This window comes from Nitrospiria bacterium, from assembly GCA_036397255.1.
Classification (GTDB): Bacteria; Nitrospirota; Nitrospiria; order DASWJH01; family DASWJH01; genus DASWJH01.
This window is the reverse complement of the sequence record DASWJH010000013.1, coordinates 20,817-36,164: the sequence shown is the minus strand read 5'-3', so window position 1 is coordinate 36,164 and position 15,348 is coordinate 20,817. Positions and strand designations below refer to the sequence as shown.

The following is a 15,348-nucleotide window of genomic DNA, read 5'->3' as shown; positions in this document are numbered from 1 at the left end:
AATGACGAACTGGATTTTGCAGGAACCTCTAATACTTCAAAGGCTTCAACCACAGAATGACTTTGACTTGACCCTTGCCCTGTATGGACCTTAAACACTTTTTAACAATTTTTACCCACTCGATTACACGAAGACCCAATTTTTTAAGAAGAAAAGCCAACAGATGAAAGCAAAAGGAGCTAGAGAGGATAGCGGTCTTGTTTATTCCACTGAGCATGGGAAAATGTGTCCCGCTTGCAGCAAACCAAAGAGCTTATGTGTGTGTGGTCGGGGTAGGTCAACCGCTAAAGGAGATGGGGTTGTTCGGGTGGGAAGGGAAACTAAAGGACGTAAGGGAAAAGGTGTGACCATTATTACGGGGGTACCCCTTGCTTATTCTGAGCTTATAAATCTTGGAAAACAGCTAAAGAAAAAGTGTGGTTCTGGAGGGACGGTCAAAGAAGGTGTCATTGAGATTCAGGGCGATCACCGTGATCGGTTGGTGGATGAGCTTAAGAAACAGGGTTGGACCGTAAAACGCTCTGGGGGTTAAACCCTTGGGCACTCGAAAGGGACCCGTTTAGCAGAACATAGGATTTACTTTTTTTAAGATCACATCAAACGTGAAAAGATACCCTTTGTTTTTATAATTAATATTACATGCCTTAAAAAAATTAGTAAATTCTAATTACTTCAGCATTTCTTCCCCTTTAAACTTTAAAAAAAAACTTGACATAAAAAGGTCTAAAAAAATATGATAGGGCTTTATTTTTTTAAATAAGAATAAAAAGACTCTTAAAAATTGGAAATTGGTTGATAAATTGAAAAAAATAACTTTGAACTTAAAACAAACCGCTCTTTGCTTAACCGGCGTTTTTCTTTTTCTTTCGGGACCAATAAATTTCGAATGGGTGGAGAACCCCTTGACCGCTGGGAAACCAACACGCCTTGCTTCACAGCATTTATCTAATTTTTGTAATGGCACGTGTTCTTCCGCAACCTTTGTTCATTCCTCAGGTCAAACCCTGATCCCAGTTTTATTCCCAAGTTTTGAACCACAGGCCATTTTTACAGGAAACCGCACTGGTCAAACCGATCATTTTTGGTTTTTTATTAGACCCCCTCCTTTCTTCCTTATCATTTGAATTCAATTTCTACCCCTTAATTTGAAACTCATTGGTGGTTAGAGTTCCCGAGCCCAACCGAAATGGTATTCGGGTCCACTCAGACCAAGAGGGTTTCATTAGAGAGTCCATTATTGAATTCATCTCCTGGGTTTTACCAAATTCAAGGGGGTGTAATTTTTTCGACAGAGCTTTTTATTTTTTTTCGGCCTGTTTTTTTTAAATGATAAAGGAGAAATAATGTATTTATGCCATCAATGTGGAAAAGAAGTCCCGGTGACTTTATATGATCAACGGACATCTTATCAGGATGTATGTGAACAATGCTTCATTGAACTACAGAAAGAATATTCCAATGCCAATGAGGGTTGAAAATTAAGGAAAAGGATTGTTCTTTTTTTTTTGGGAAAAAGTATTTAACCTTTCAAGGTGTTTTAGGCAATCTAAAGGAGGTGTATGATGAAGAAACAATTGTTCCTATTTGCTCTGTTCGCTTTCTTGGTCTTCTCAGGGGGACAGCTTGGATTTGCGGGGTCAGAGAAATCATCCATGAGTAAAGGGGTCCATGAAATGGCTGATATTATGATTCACTTAAACCATAGTCCAAGTTCTTCTGAAAAAGCCACGCTTGAAAAAATGATTAAAGATAAATCTGCTTCAAATTGGGAGCGGACCTTGGCGAATGTCATGCTTAACCTAAACCATAAGCCCTCTTCATCAGATAAAAAGAAGCTGACCGAAATTATGGAAGATAAATCGGCCCCACCTGCTGTTCGGGAATTGGCCGCTATTATTTATGATTTGAACCATAAACCGACGGAAGATGATAAAGAAAAATTAGGAAAGATGTTGAAATGATTTTGTTGCCGTTGGTAAAAATACCGGGGAAGAAAGTAATAGGTCTCTTAAAAAAATGGTTAGGAACAGGAGCCGTTTGTAAGCAGAAGTGAACGCCATGTCAGAGATTATCTATTATGTGGCCACTAGCCTCGACGGGTTTATTGCGACCCCTGATGGTGGTGTTCGATGGCTATCCCCCTTTGAAAATACTGGAGAAGACTACGGATACCAGCGCTTTTATGGATCCGTTGATGGGCTTGTTATGGGAAGCAAAACCTATGAACAGGTTCTGGCGATTGGTGAATGGCCTTATCCCCATAAACCCTGTTGGGTGTTTTCCAAACGCAGCTTCAAAACACAAGAGCCAGAGGTCACTATTTTTTCAGGTGAACCTTGTGATTTTAAGGAGGAAATTATAAAACATGGGCTACTGCGGGTATGGTTAGTGGGGGGTGGAAAATTAGCCTCTTCTTTCAGAGCGGAAAGACTCATCACAGAATATATTATTTCGATCATTCCTATCTTTCTTTGCGGGGGGATCTCCCTCTTTGCCCCAAAAGGCTCATTGGAAAAAATAAAAATGGTTGACCCTAAATTTTACCCAAATGGAATTGTTCAACTCCGATATATAAAAGAAGACGGTTTATGAACCATTCATTGAGGTTAGCCCGCTGGTACCGGACTCCCGTAATTCCTGGTGTTAAATTCTCCGCTTTTTTATTTCTGTTGGTTTTTCCTTGAGATTTTAGTGACCTCCTTATACCGAAAACAGTTGATCGTGTGATCATTGACCATCCCTACGGCCTGCATGTGGGCATAAACAACAGTTGATCCCATAAATTTAAAGCCTCTTTTTTTGAGGTCCATGCTGAAAGCGTCAGATTCTTTGGTTGTTGCGGGAACCTGCTTTAGGTTTTTCCATCGGTTCTGAATGGGTTGTTTATCCACAAATTCCCAACTGTAATTGGAAAAACTTCCAAATTCTTCTTGAATATTCAAAAATTGTCTTGAATTATTAATGGCAGCCTCAATTTTTAACCTGTTCCGTATAATCCCAGCATTGGCCATTAATTCATCAAACTGTTTCTTGCTGTATTGTGCAACTTTTTTGGGGTTAAAATGGCTAAACGATTTTGTAAAGTTTCTCCTTTTTTTTAAGATCGTCAACCAACTTAAACCTGCCTGAAAAGATTCGAGAATCAGAAATTCAAACAGTTTCCGATCATCAAAAACGGGTACGCCCCATTCCTGATCATGATATTCGATATAAAGCGGATCTTCCGTTACCCAGCCGCAGCGGTGATTCATCTTTTTTCCACTTTAAAGAAATGATAGGGTCTATTTTTGAATTATGTTCTATAACATGGGTGGGTTTTCATAATCAATGCTTATATAAGCAGAACCTTTTTTAAATGGTTTGTCCATTGGAATGTCTTTACATACCCATTGAGGGATATAGTTGAGCAGGGCAAAAATTAACTTTTAAAAATGAGGATTTAGAATTTTTTTTTATAAAAAATCTAATCAAAATTAAAACAGATGACCTTTCTATGTCCCGCGACCTTTTGAGCAACTCCAATGGTTCAAAATAAGCAACTGACACCGGTTTTTCGGATACTGCGAAGAATAATGCTTCCCTACAAGAGGGTATTAGACTGCAAAGAAGATGGGCCAGGGAATATCTATTTGGATACTTTTCATATCTTGGAGAATAAGAAACCCCTCTTTTTTGGGGCAGTTCAAACCCGAAAAAGTTATGTCAGTTTTCATCTCATGCCTGTTTATGTAGATCCCAGGATTCTAAAAATAATATCAGACTCACTTCGGAAGCGGATGCATGGAAAGTATTGCTTCAACTTCAAAACCATTGCTTCAACTTCAAAACCATTGATCGGGTCCTTTTTAAGGAACTTAAAAATCTTACGAAAATGGGTTATCACTTTTATAAAAAACAGAAATATGTTAAAAAGAATTAATTTTTCGGGAATAGGTTTCGTAAGGCGTCCCTTGCCAGGATTTCCCATTTGGTCTGTTCGGAAAAAGGTATTTCAAACCACCCTGACATGGGAGCTTTATTTTTAAAAGGGTTGAGTAGACTATATTTTTTGATTTTAAATGAATTCGGATCAAAACCCTTCCCCAGTCTGAATACCATTTGCTTTTTGTGATAAAATGCAAACACTTTGTCTTTGTATTTGATCCCGGGGGAAGACATCATTTTGCCAGGGCGGACAGAACGGTTCTCCTTTTCAAGTTTTTTGGAAATTTTTAGAAATAGTTTTTCTTCTTTCTCCATAAACCCGGACCCTTTTTAAACCAATATTGCCTTTAAGGATAACAGGTAATTGAAAAGGAAGGAAGTTAAAAACTGTTTAATTAAACCGACCTTTTTTTACAAATGAACGGGTTGAAAATGAAATAGGAGTAACCGATTTCCGAAAGGAAGCAAGAACTATGAAGAAAAAATAAAAAAGAGATGAAAAAAGAAAAATACGTATTTGCGGATACAACCGAGAAACAAGAATGGGAAAGGTTGCGCCTCATTGAACGGGAGTTTGACCCTAAAACATTTCACCTCCTCCATCAGCTAGGGATACAATCTGGCATGGAATGCCTCGAGTTAGGTCCCGGGGCAGGTTCCGTCATGAACTGGATGCTGGAAAAAGTCGGTCCTAAAGGGCAGGTTACCGCGATTGATTTGGACATCCGGTTTGCGGCCCAAACAAAAGCATCCAATTTAACTATTCAAAAAATGAACATCTTGGATTCGAAACTTAAACCAGAAAGTTTTGATATGATCCATGGGAGGTATGTGGTGATGCATATCCCTGAATATCAGAGGGCCCTTTCCATTTTGAATCATTCACTAAAACCTGGAGGTTGGATTTTATTGGAGGAACCTGATTTCGGAATAGCCTTTCCTTCAAATTTTGAGGATGATTGGGGAAGAACGTTTACCCGAATATCGGAAGCTATTAAGGAATTATATCAATCGATGGGGATCCAATGGCGAATGGGCCGAAAGGTACCATCTCTTTTTCAAAACCACGGTCTTCAGAATTTGGGTACGGATGTTTCTGCTTTTATGTCCAAAGGTGGATCCGGGGTTTCTCAAATCATGAAAAGATCCGTTGAGTATTTGAGAGAACCTTTATTAAAAACGGGAAAAACCCTTTCCAAGGATGTGGACCTTTATATAAAACTTTGTGATGAACTCTCTTTCTGGGCAACCTATTATGCAACTTTTTCCACCTGGGGAAAAAAGAAATGAAAGTCAAAATAAGTCAATCTACCATTGAGTGTGTTGAAGGGGATATTACCCAGCAGAATACCGATGCCATTGTCAATGCGGCGAATACAACCCTCCTGGGGGGTGGGGGAGTGGATGGTGCGATTCATCGTGTGGGAGGTCCAAAAATTTTGGAGGAATGCAAAAAAATAGGGGGCTGTCCTACAGGTGAAGCCCGGATAACCACGGGAGGAAGGTTAAAAGTCCAATATGTGATTCATACCGTGGGCCCGTTTTATAAGGATGGTAAAGGAAAGGAAGCAGAGTTTTTGGCGAGTGCCTATCGGAACTCCTTAAAACTTGCCTCGCAGCATCAAATTAAAACCATTTCTTTTCCTTCTATTAGCACAGGGGCCTATGGATACCCATTAGAGTTGGCAGCCCAATTGGCTTTGAAAACGGTCATAGAATATATAAAGGAACACCCAGAAATTGAACAGGTCCGTTTTGTTCTGTTCGGGGAAAGAGCCTTCAAAGCCTATTCGGATGCCTTACAGGTGCTGATATCAAAAAATTCAGGAAATTGAATGGGAGTAGCTGCATCTACCAGAAAGGTGAAAAAAAAGTCGGTTTATCCGCTTTAGGAATTGAAGCTCCTCTTTTTTTGGACCTTGTATCGGATGGGGTTTTCGCGTTTGTTTGAGCCATAGTCTTTTTTTTGGCTGGTGCCTTTTGTTTTTTGGCTGGAGCTGGAAATAAAAGTTCAGTAAACACTAACCTTTCTCCTTCCAACCAATCCTCGAGTTCGTGGCCCGGGATATTTCCTTTTAGCTCATAGACCTCATACGCTTTTTTGGTTATTTTTTCTCGAACGATTTGAACAACGTCTAATTGGCCATTCATGGCATCCTCCTTTTTTTAGAATTGACCAGTTGATATATTATATTAAACCAAAAAATTGTCAACGGTTATCAGATAGGAGGAGATAAAACGTTAATTTTTCCCCCGGATTATTATTTTAAGGTTGGGATCTTAACCAGAACGAAAAACCCCCCCCCATTTTTTGGATTTTCCAAACTTTATACTTCCGGAATATTGGTCCACAATATCCTGCACAATTCCCACACCCAGTCCGTGGCCCCCGGGTTCCTCCCGATCCTGATTTTCAAGCTTATTATAAAATAGGAACATTAAATGAACATGAATGGGGGTTTTTAAAAAAAAGAAAACAAAACAAAGAAGGAAAAAACTTAACTGGTGTGGGTTTTATAAATACCTTGAAAAAATTAAGGCCGTCACGTCATTCCCGCTGGGGGGTAATTGCCGAAATGACAGCCTAAAATTTCAAGTTATTTGTGGGGCGCTACAGTGGGAAGGGGTAATAAAATCTTTGAAGCCCTAAATTTCAGACAAATAGCCCCCCTCCTTTTGCCATGAGGTGGGGCAAATTTCCACAAATTCGGTTTTTTTTTGAAAATCAGATCCCCGTTTGAATCATTAAATTTTAATTATTTTAAATAGTTATAAGATTTATGGGGACAAGGGCATGTTAATTGAATATTGATTTTTAATAGAGAAAAAGCCATGGTTTTTTAAAGGATGCTTAGGCATAAAGGAGGTTTAAAATGAGACGTGTGGAGTATCTTTCAACACAGCGGGAGTTTAAGACCCTCCCCGCAGATGTGTTAATGGAATGGAACGTGGTGACGATTCAGCCCACCGATAGTTGCAGGTATGCGGCTTCGCAATTGACAAAGGGCGGTTTTGGCAGCCTTCCTGTAGTGGATGATCAAAATCGGTTGTTAGGAATTATTAGCGAATATGACTTGCTCGACTTGCTTAGGGAAGAGCGAAATTTGGCTGATGTTCTGGTTTCTGAAGTGATGTCAAAAGACGTCCAGGTGGTTCAGTATGATACACCTGCAAAAGAAATCTGTGACATTCTCCAAAACAAACACCTGATTCGTGTTCCGGTGGTTCATAATGGCCATCTGGTGGGAATTGTTGCGCGGAGAGATGTTTTGCTGGGTTACATTAAATCCACTGCCAAATACTGGCCATAATTTTTTCCTCCTCAGTGATCCTGCAATTTATTCATTTGCTTGCTGCGATAATCTGGACGGGAAGCATGATCTTTTTTTCTTTTGTTCTGATGCCCGCTGTCCGTGAAGGGCTTTCTCCATCTAATCGACCAAACCTGGTCCGAGCAGTTGGAAAACGGTACCGAGTTGTGGGCTGGGCAGGTGTAGGAATTTTGTTGGTGACAGTAACTGTATTTGCGGGCAGTGTCGAACCAGCCTAAAGGACTGAATGGAGGAAATACAAAATCAAGAATAAGACCGTTTTCGATGCATTAAATCATCCTTTTCACCCTCAAAAAGGCTTTTATAACAGTGTGAGGGGTGACAACCGTTCTTCATAACCTCCCTTTTAGCCTCAAAAAACACCTTCTAAGCCGCCAATACCCGCTATTATTTACTCTTCCTATAAATATTTCAGTCTCTTACTATCTATTATCCTCAACCCTAAGGCCGCAGCGAGGATCATCCAGCTTTTAGGTTTTTTTTTGTTTGGTGGGTTTGATTTGCTCCGATTCTAGGATCCGCTTCGCCACCTCCTTCCCTTTTCCAGACGCGTTGCGCCATAGCTTGATAACCTTCCTTTCCTCAAGCGTTAATTTAAACCCGTATATTACCTCGCTTTCCTTTACTAAGGACGCGATGTCCGGGTCGTCGCCGGTCAGCAGGAAATCAACCGTTACCCCAAGTCCCTGAGCTATTTTGTAAAGGTTTTCAGCATCCGGCAGACTTCTTCTTTTAAAATATCCTAATAGAACCCCTGATGGAATATTTAAAGATTCTGAAGCCGCCTTTAATGAACCCCAACCAACCCCAAAAGCCGCTTTCACCAACCGCTCGATCCGGTTAATGACCCTCTCCCGATCCAGATCCATAAATATTAGCAATACCTAAATTTTGTATTGACAATTATTAGTAAATGATTATAATCTTCATTGTCCCTTTAAGGACAACCTACCATATATGAAATTTAAAAATCAAAAGGCAATTTACGCGTGGCGGAAGGCCCTTATTTACGAGAAGGGGTACCTGAGCCTGAAGTATGACCTCAAGCTGGCGGTGGAAAAGCAGCTCAATGAGCCGGTTGACTATAACTTGATGGGAAAGGTGCTAAGGGGGGAGCGAGGGCCGGGGCCTTCGGCGCGGAAGATCCGCTGGGCCATTTCCCGGCTTTTAGGAAAGCCGGAGGGGCATTTGTGGCCGGGGAGGTAGTTGGGGACAGATGACAGCGGCGTAAGCGGCTGCCATGAAGCATGTCCGACATTGCGTGGTCAGATCCCATGCCGGGCCAGCGAACGAACCAGCAGGCCGTAGCTATCCGGCGAACGCCAACCAGCACGGTCATGCAACGCCGGTGGTTATTCATGGGAGAGCTGATCGAATACACCGAAAAGCATTATACAAGGGGTTACCAGATGAGTTACCTAGTCTCTAAAACAAGGAGGTCAAAAAAAATGGAGTTCCATTCAAATCTATTCCTGGGTTATACAATCGAAGTGGATGCAACAGGTCAAAATTTTGCTATTCGGAATGAGAACCAAGAAATCCTCCGAATCATCTCAGTCGATGAACTTCTGGCTACGTTCGTAGCCCCTCTCATCCATCCCGACCTAAGACGCAGTGAGACTCGGGTAAACGCGGCCCTACAGCTGAAGTTTACCTATGGAAAGGGGACCACATTTGAAGGGATTAGTGGCACAATCGGAGGTGGTGGACTTTTCATTGAGTCGCGATCTCCCTATCCTATTGGGAGTCTCCTTGATCTTGAAATTAAACTGCCTTATAGGCCAACTGAACCAGTATACGCTTCAGGTAAGGTGGTCTGGAACCGGACCAAGATGGAACGTACCATTTTTTTTCCTGGAATGGGAATTGAATTCAAAAGAATTTCACCTGAAGATAAAAAACGTATACTCGAATTTGTTCATATTTTCACGAAGAAATCTTAAAAGATGAGAAAAATTCACCAAGTAATGCATCGATCTATCCTTATCGCTGAAGACGATATTAATCTAGCACATACGTTGGGTGAAGCAATTGACACAGTTTCCGATCAGATAAACCTCCGGGCGATCGTGATCTATCCGGTACCTTCGTTGGATGAGGCAATTCAAGTCATTTGCCGATGGAGAATCGATCTGATGATCGTAGATGAGAAATTACGGGGTAATTTGACTGGATTGGATCTGATCAAACTGCTCAATAATACATCGCTCCATATGGCAAAGGTCCTTATTACAGGAGACACGGGCACGACCAATTACTGCCTCTATTCAAAAGATCACCACATTGACGCGATAGTAGAAAAACCTTTGAAAATCCGAAAACTAAAAAAGATTTTGCGGACAGTGATGACAAAGAACGTTCAGATTGGGAAGGTTTGACACAGCCGGGGAGGATTCGCCGCAAACCCTTTTGCCTTGTTACCATGATCAAGGCCATAAAAGAAAATTTTCAAATCCAAAAAATTCCGCTTTCTAGAGTTTTAATTTCAAGCTTTAATTAAATAGAGAATGTCATTTTTAAAAAAGACCCTCTAATAGTTAGCAGATACGCGGTAATTGCTCACCGCTGAGCATTTCAACCAACCGGGTGGTTCCCACTGAGCTTTTCAATTTAACCAAGGGTTCTGATTTTTCTTCAACCCATCCAATGATCGAAGCTCCTTTCCCCAATGGGTGTGACCGCATAACGGCAAGCGCGCGTTCGGCATCCCGGGGAGGAACAAAAGCCACAAAACGGCCCTCGTTGGCAACGTAAAGAGGGTCAAACCCTAAAATCTCACATGCCCCTTTTACATCTTCACGAAAGGGAATTTTCTTCTCATCCGTCATTATTCCACGGTGTGCAACACGGGAGATTTCATTGAGGGCGCTCGCCAGTCCCCCACGGGTTAAATCCCTCATACAGTGAATTTCCACATCATGAGAAAGAAGGTCTAATACCATTGGGGAGAGTGGGGCGGAGTCGGATTCAATGGAGGTTTCAAACTCTAATCCTTCCCGAATCGCCATGATGGCAATGCCATGTCGTCCAATGTCCCCGCTTAGGAGGATTAAATCGCCGGGTTGAACCTGGGAGGGGCCTATGGTTTGGCCGTGCTCAATGAGTCCTATTCCTGAGGTATTAATAAACAGTTGGTCCCCTTTTCCTTTGTCTACGACTTTGGTATCCCCAGTGACGATTTGAATACCGGTTTTCTTTCCTGCTTCACGAATGGATTGAACCACTTTCCAGAGGGTTTGCATGTCTAACCCTTCTTCGATTATTAAACCCAGGCTTAAAAACATCGGCCGCGCTCCGCTCATGGCCAAGTCATTGACCGTTCCGTAAACCGAAAGTGACCCGATGTCTCCACCTGGAAAGAAAAGAGGATTGACCACATAGGAATCGGTGGTAAAGGCAACATTTATTCCCTTAAGGGGAAGAACGGCGGAATCATGCCGTTGGGTTATAAATTCGTTTTTAAACCCGGGTAGAAACATTTTTTCGATCAGTTGATGGGTGAGTATTCCGCCACCCCCATGGGCCAAGAGCAGATTGGGGTAGTCGGATACGGGTAGGGGGCAGTTGATGGAAAAAGGTTGTGGGGATTTCATTCCTAAAACTCCTCTGTTTTTGAATAAACCATTTTATCTTAATTCAGTTAAAATACACCGAGGCTTTTCGCGTCATTCCCGCGGAAGCGGGAAACCAGGAGAAAGATTTATCCCCCACCTTACCCCCCTCAAAGGGGGAGAGATTAAGGGAGAGGGGTTTTTAGATACTCTACGCTCTGGACGCGAGGAACTTCATTCTTCCGGTATTTATAATATGCGGCACACGCGCCTTCGGAAGAAACCATGGTTGCACCCAAAGGATGCTCCGGAGTACAGCTTTTCCCAAAGCAAGAACATTCAGGGGGTTTTTTGATCCCCTGTAAAATTAATCCGCTGATACATTCAGTGGGTTCTTCCAGATGAAATCCTTCAACCTGAAACCGTTTTTCGGCATCGAAGCTCTCAAAGGGCTCCTGAAAACCAAGACCACTTTTTGGGATCTGCCCGACTCCCCGCCATTTTCTTGAAACCACTTTGAAGACCTCCTGAAGAATTTTTTGGGCCGGGCGGTTTCCCTTCCGCTGAACCGAACGGGTATATTGGTTTTCAGTGTGAGCGCGGGCTTCCTCCAACTGCTTAACGCACATGTATACCCCTTGGAGAATATCCAGGGGTTCAAAACCTGTAACGACGATAGGAACGTTGTATTTGTTTGAAATCGGTTCATATTCTTCATAACCCATAATTGTACAGACATGCCCAGCCGCTAAGAAACCTTGCACCCGGTTGTTGGGAGAGGACAGGATGGACTCCATTGCAGGGGGAACGTTGACATGGGAAACTAAAAGAGAAAAATTAAGAATGCTTTTTTGTTTTGCCTGATAGACGGCCATGGCCGTGGCCGGGGCAGTGGTTTCAAAACCGACGGCAAAAAAAACAACCTGTTTTTGGGGAAATTTCTCGGCAAGTGATAAGGCGTCTAAGGGGGAGTAGACCACTCTCACCTCTGCCCCTTTTGCCTTTGCGGAGAAGAGGTCTCCTTTTGCCCCGGGAACTCGAAGCATATCCCCAAAAGAACAAAGAACCACATCGGGCATTAAGGAAATCCGGATGGCTTTTTCGATGAGTTCAACTGGAGTGACACACACAGGACAGCCCGGACCATGGACCAATTCCAAAGAGGGTGGTAGGAGTTCATCAATTCCGAATTTAACAATGGTGTGGGTTTGTCCTCCGCAAACCTCCATGATGGTCCAGGGTTTTGTCGTGATGGTCCTAATCCGCTGCGCATATTGTTGGACTTCTTTTTCGTTCCTATATTCATCAAGGAATTTCATTTGTTTTTTCTCTTAATTTTTTAATCCCCCTTCATCCACCTTTGCTAAAGGGGGAGAGCACTATAATTCCCCTCTTTGGAAAAGAGTGGTTAGGGGAGATTTAAGGATTATAGGATCTTCCTTAGCCCCTTTTCTAAAGAGTAGGATTGAAGCAAAAGGTCTATGGTTTCGGGTTATCGGAATCTAATTCTTGAATTTCTCCCATTTGATCGAGATAATCAAATACCCTGCTCGCTTCCTGTTCATTTATTTTGCTTATCGAAAAACCGGCATGGACAATCACATAATCGCCAACGGATGCTTCAGGGGTATAGGCCAAATTGATCTCTTTGAGAATCCCTCCGAAACTGACCTTTCCCGTCCGCGTCAACGGTCCATCGTCAAGAATGTTGATGATTTTCCCGGGGATTCCAAGGCACATTTTTTTCTATCTTTCACCCGTTTTTCTTGAAGCTGCTATGATTTGGCCTAAAGAAATTCCCCCATCATTGGGGGGGACTTGTTGGTTCCAATAAGGGATTAATCCCTCTTGGGTCAGACGGGCGGTGGCTTTTTCGGTAAGGGTTTTGTTTTGAAAACACCCCCCCGTCAAAATGACTCTTTTCTCACCGACTTGCTTCGTAACCTGAATAATGATCTCAACCAGGGTATTATGAAATTTGGAAGAAATAGTCCCTTTTGATTTCCGTGATGAAATCTCTTTTAGGATCTTTGAAACCATAGGCCCCCAGTCTACAATTAAAATACCGTCATTTTTCGTTTTCCCTACATTGATTTGAAAGGGGTAGCTCTCCATGCATTGGGCGTTTTCACTGGCAACCTCCAGTTCCATGGCCGCTTGGCCTTCATAAGAGGTTTTATTCCGAATTCCAATGATAGCCGCAATGGCATCGAATAGGCGCCCTACGCTGCAGGTATAAGGGGAATTCAATTTTTGAGAAAGCATTTTTTGAAAAACTTTTAGTTCGGAGGGTAAAAAGGATTTTAGAAATGGACTGTCCGTATTTTCGAAAAGGGATGTTCCGAAGACCTCATAGAGCAGACCGAGAGCCGATCTTCTGGGTTCTCTAATGGCTTTTTCACCACCGGGCAGTGGAAAATTTCTAAAATGAGCGACACGGGAAAAAGAGTTTTCATGGATCTGCAGGAACTCTCCCCCCCAGATTGTTCCATCTAACCCAAAGCCGGTTCCATCCCAAGACACTCCCAGGAGGGGACTTTCCAGTTGATGTTCTGCCATGCAGGAGAGAACATGGGCATAATGATGCTGAACGGATTCATTGGGCAATTCTGTTTCTTGTGCATATTGGGTTGATGTGTAATTAGGGTGGGCATCGCTCACGATTTTTTCAGGGATAATATTGAACAGGCGTTTAAAATCCGAAATGGTTTTGCGAAAGGAATGAAATGAAAGTGCGCTGTTTAAATCTCCGATGTGTTGGCTGATGAAAACCTGGTTTCCTGATGAGAGGGCAATGGTGTTTTTTAAATGGGCACCAACGGATAAGGTAGGGGAAATAATTTTATTGAGGCCAATGGGAACCGGTGTATATCCCCGCGCCCTTCGAAGGATCATAAGACGATTATTTACAAAGCGGACCAAGGAGTCATCCAGTTGCCTTGCAATGGGACGGTTGTGAACCAAAAAAAGATCGGCGATGGGATTCAATCTTTTAATGGTTTCATGCTCATCAATGCATAAAGGTTCATCTGAAAGATTTCCGCTGGTGGCAACCACAGGGAGACCGAGCTCCTTTAGAAAGAGATGGTGGAGGGGGGTATAGGGAAGCATGATCCCTAAGGTGGTTAATCCCGGGGCAACGGATGGTGCCACAGGGGATGATTTAAGGGGCTCCCGGTATTGAAGCAGGACAATGGGACTTTCCGGAGATTGTAATATTTTTTTTTCCTCTTCGGAAACCTCGCAAAGGATCTTAACCCAACCCAAATCCGGGGCCATGATTGCAAAGGGTTTTTCAGGGCGGTTTTTCTTGCGCCGTAACCGGTGAAGCGACTTTTCAAGGGTCGCATTGGCGATCAGATGAAATCCTCCCAATCCCTTTAATGCCACTATTTTTCCCTTTCTGATGGCTTTCGTTGCTTGCAGAAGGGCTGGGTGGAATTCATTGATTTTTTTACCTTCTTGGTCCCATAGTTCAAGGTGGGGACCGCATTCCCGGCATGAAATGGTTTGTGCGTGAAAGCGCCGGTCTTTAGGATTTTCATATTCCCGTTCACAATTTTTGCACATTTTAAAAATTTTCATGGTTGTTTTTTCCCTGTCAAAGGGAGTTCCTTCGATAATCGAAAATCGAGGTCCGCAAAGGGAGCAGGTGGTAAAAGGGAATTGATAACGACGGTCATTGGGGTTAAACATTTCCTCAAGACATTCCCTGCAAACTGCAATATCGGGGAGAATTCCTGATGTGCTTTGGCCCTTTTTGCTGGGAAGGATGGTAAAATTTTTGTACCCCCTGGGGGCCAGAAGGGTCATTTCCATTTTTTCCAACGTGGAATGGGCAGGTTGGTTTTCAGAAAAATGATCAATAAAGGAGTTCAATTGGGGGAGGGGGCCTTCTATTTCAATCAAAAGCCCTTCCGATGTATTGCAGACCCAACCGGATAGCCCCAAGCGGGATGCTTTGCGGTGGATAAAGGGGCGAAACCCCATTCCCTGAACTGTCCCTTTTAAAGAAAGCCGGAAGCGCTTGATCTGATTAGTCTTTCCAATTAATTCGTTCATAAATTTCTGCTTCACTTTTTTGAATGATCGCAGGTAAGGCCTCTTGCACTTCAGGGGAGAGTCCCACACCCGTCTCAAAATTTTTTCCTTCGATACCATATACGACGAAATGGGTTGGAAGCTGTTCCAACGCCCGTGATAATTCAATGGCCTCAAAAATACTGAAACCGTGGGTGGAGAATTTGAGAAATCTAGGGGTGAGGGATTGTTGTTGAATATCCACCCGATGAATGGTCCCGGCTTTTTTAGCGGGTTGAATGGCATCAAAGAGAAAAACGCTATGGCTTCCCTTCCAGGCCTCCAGGAGGGCGGTTCCCTCACCGGTTTGCTCCTTAGTGATCACAAAGGGAATTCTTTTATTTCTGAAAGCCCGAACAATTTCGAGGCCGATTCCATCATCATGTTGAAATTCGTTCCCGACCCCGATGAGTAGGGTTTTTGAACTGATTTTTTGTTTTGGCTGGATCATGGCACAGAAA

At 42.7% G+C, this 15,348-nt stretch carries 19 protein-coding genes; 11 read left to right on the top strand and 8 right to left on the bottom strand.

What is annotated here, in order from left to right; all coding sequences use genetic code 11:
• The first annotated feature begins 163 nt into the window (after positions 1 to 163).
• The 4 genes from VGB26_01870 (at position 164) to VGB26_01855 (ending at position 2,592) form a co-directional block, all read left to right on the top strand.
• Entirely contained in the window at positions 164 to 532 is a 369-nt protein-coding gene (locus VGB26_01870; GenBank protein ID HEX9756531.1) for a translation initiation factor Sui1, read from the top strand.
• Positions 533 to 1,343: 811 nt separating this feature from the next.
• Positions 1,344 to 1,475, top strand: a complete 132-nt coding sequence (locus tag VGB26_01865; GenBank protein ID HEX9756530.1) for a hypothetical protein — start codon at positions 1,344 to 1,346, stop codon at positions 1,473 to 1,475.
• 198 nt (positions 1,476 to 1,673) lie between these two features.
• Complete coding sequence (locus VGB26_01860; GenBank protein ID HEX9756529.1) at positions 1,674 to 1,961, top strand: hypothetical protein; 288 nt, start codon at positions 1,674 to 1,676, stop codon at positions 1,959 to 1,961.
• Positions 1,962 to 2,058: 97 nt separating this feature from the next.
• Positions 2,059 to 2,592, top strand: coding sequence for a dihydrofolate reductase family protein (locus VGB26_01855; protein ID HEX9756528.1), 534 nt, complete (start codon positions 2,059 to 2,061; stop codon positions 2,590 to 2,592).
• A 68-nt stretch (positions 2,593 to 2,660) separates the two neighbouring features.
• On the opposite strand, the gene VGB26_01850 is transcribed toward VGB26_01855, so the two are convergent.
• Positions 2,661 to 3,251 carry a DNA-3-methyladenine glycosylase I gene (locus VGB26_01850; protein ID HEX9756527.1) on the bottom strand — a complete coding sequence of 197 codons (591 nt, stop codon included), beginning with the start codon at positions 3,249 to 3,251 and terminating at the stop codon, positions 2,661 to 2,663.
• Between the two features lie 1,168 nt (positions 3,252 to 4,419).
• On the opposite strand from VGB26_01850, the gene VGB26_01845 reads away from it, so the two are divergent.
• Both VGB26_01845 and VGB26_01840 read left to right on the top strand, forming a co-directional pair.
• Complete coding sequence (locus VGB26_01845; protein ID HEX9756526.1) at positions 4,420 to 5,214, top strand: methyltransferase domain-containing protein; 795 nt, start codon at positions 4,420 to 4,422, stop codon at positions 5,212 to 5,214.
• Positions 5,211 to 5,759 (top strand): O-acetyl-ADP-ribose deacetylase, encoded by a 549-nt coding sequence (locus VGB26_01840; GenBank protein HEX9756525.1) that lies wholly within the window; start codon positions 5,211 to 5,213, stop codon positions 5,757 to 5,759. The genes VGB26_01845 and VGB26_01840 overlap by 4 nt, the downstream gene beginning before the upstream one ends.
• A gap of 16 nt (positions 5,760 to 5,775) precedes the next feature.
• Here the strand turns inward: VGB26_01840 and VGB26_01835 are convergent, their stop codons facing one another.
• Positions 5,776 to 6,075 carry a DUF2934 domain-containing protein gene (locus tag VGB26_01835; protein ID HEX9756524.1) on the bottom strand — a complete coding sequence of 100 codons (300 nt, stop codon included), beginning with the start codon at positions 6,073 to 6,075 and terminating at the stop codon, positions 5,776 to 5,778.
• A 722-nt stretch (positions 6,076 to 6,797) separates the two neighbouring features.
• Here VGB26_01835 and VGB26_01830 point away from each other — a divergent pair.
• Together VGB26_01830 and VGB26_01825 are read left to right on the top strand one after the other, a co-directional pair.
• Positions 6,798 to 7,235, top strand: a complete 438-nt coding sequence (locus VGB26_01830; protein ID HEX9756523.1) for a CBS domain-containing protein — start codon at positions 6,798 to 6,800, stop codon at positions 7,233 to 7,235.
• A 14-nt stretch (positions 7,236 to 7,249) separates the two neighbouring features.
• Positions 7,250 to 7,474: a DUF4149 domain-containing protein gene (locus tag VGB26_01825; GenBank protein HEX9756522.1), complete on the top strand. Its 225-nt coding sequence runs from the start codon at positions 7,250 to 7,252 to the stop codon at positions 7,472 to 7,474.
• A 252-nt stretch (positions 7,475 to 7,726) separates the two neighbouring features.
• On the opposite strand, the gene VGB26_01820 is transcribed toward VGB26_01825, so the two are convergent.
• On the bottom strand, positions 7,727 to 8,125 hold the full coding sequence (locus VGB26_01820; GenBank protein HEX9756521.1) for a helix-turn-helix transcriptional regulator: 399 nt from the start codon (positions 8,123 to 8,125) through the stop codon (positions 7,727 to 7,729).
• An 88-nt stretch (positions 8,126 to 8,213) separates the two neighbouring features.
• On the opposite strand from VGB26_01820, the gene VGB26_01815 reads away from it, so the two are divergent.
• From VGB26_01815 to VGB26_01805, 3 genes are read left to right on the top strand one after another with little or no spacing between them, the layout of a single operon-like run.
• On the top strand, positions 8,214 to 8,462 hold the full coding sequence (locus VGB26_01815; protein ID HEX9756520.1) for a hypothetical protein: 249 nt from the start codon (positions 8,214 to 8,216) through the stop codon (positions 8,460 to 8,462).
• A 41-nt stretch (positions 8,463 to 8,503) separates the two neighbouring features.
• Positions 8,504 to 9,199: a PilZ domain-containing protein gene (locus tag VGB26_01810; GenBank protein HEX9756519.1), complete on the top strand. Its 696-nt coding sequence runs from the start codon at positions 8,504 to 8,506 to the stop codon at positions 9,197 to 9,199.
• A gap of 3 nt (positions 9,200 to 9,202) precedes the next feature.
• Positions 9,203 to 9,634 carry a response regulator gene (locus VGB26_01805; protein ID HEX9756518.1) on the top strand — a complete coding sequence of 144 codons (432 nt, stop codon included), beginning with the start codon at positions 9,203 to 9,205 and terminating at the stop codon, positions 9,632 to 9,634.
• Positions 9,635 to 9,793: 159 nt separating this feature from the next.
• On the opposite strand, the gene hypE is transcribed toward VGB26_01805, so the two are convergent.
• The 5 genes from hypE to VGB26_01780 form a co-directional block, all read right to left on the bottom strand.
• On the bottom strand, positions 9,794 to 10,849 hold the full coding sequence (gene hypE / locus VGB26_01800) for a hydrogenase expression/formation protein HypE (protein HEX9756517.1): 1,056 nt from the start codon (positions 10,847 to 10,849) through the stop codon (positions 9,794 to 9,796).
• Positions 10,850 to 10,992: 143 nt separating this feature from the next.
• Positions 10,993 to 12,126 carry a hydrogenase formation protein HypD gene (gene hypD / locus VGB26_01795; GenBank protein HEX9756516.1) on the bottom strand — a complete coding sequence of 378 codons (1,134 nt, stop codon included), beginning with the start codon at positions 12,124 to 12,126 and terminating at the stop codon, positions 10,993 to 10,995.
• 160 nt (positions 12,127 to 12,286) lie between these two features.
• Positions 12,287 to 12,547 (bottom strand): HypC/HybG/HupF family hydrogenase formation chaperone, encoded by a 261-nt coding sequence (locus VGB26_01790; protein HEX9756515.1) that lies wholly within the window; start codon positions 12,545 to 12,547, stop codon positions 12,287 to 12,289.
• 6 nt (positions 12,548 to 12,553) lie between these two features.
• Positions 12,554 to 14,869 (bottom strand): carbamoyltransferase HypF, encoded by a 2,316-nt coding sequence (gene hypF / locus VGB26_01785; GenBank protein HEX9756514.1) that lies wholly within the window; start codon positions 14,867 to 14,869, stop codon positions 12,554 to 12,556.
• The gene (locus VGB26_01780) at positions 14,844 to 15,338 is read right to left on the bottom strand and encodes a hydrogenase maturation protease (GenBank protein HEX9756513.1); all 495 of its coding nucleotides are present in this window, start codon (positions 15,336 to 15,338) and stop codon (positions 14,844 to 14,846) included. Before VGB26_01780 ends, hypF begins: the two co-directional genes overlap by 26 nt.
• Positions 15,339 to 15,348: the final 10 nt, after the last annotated feature.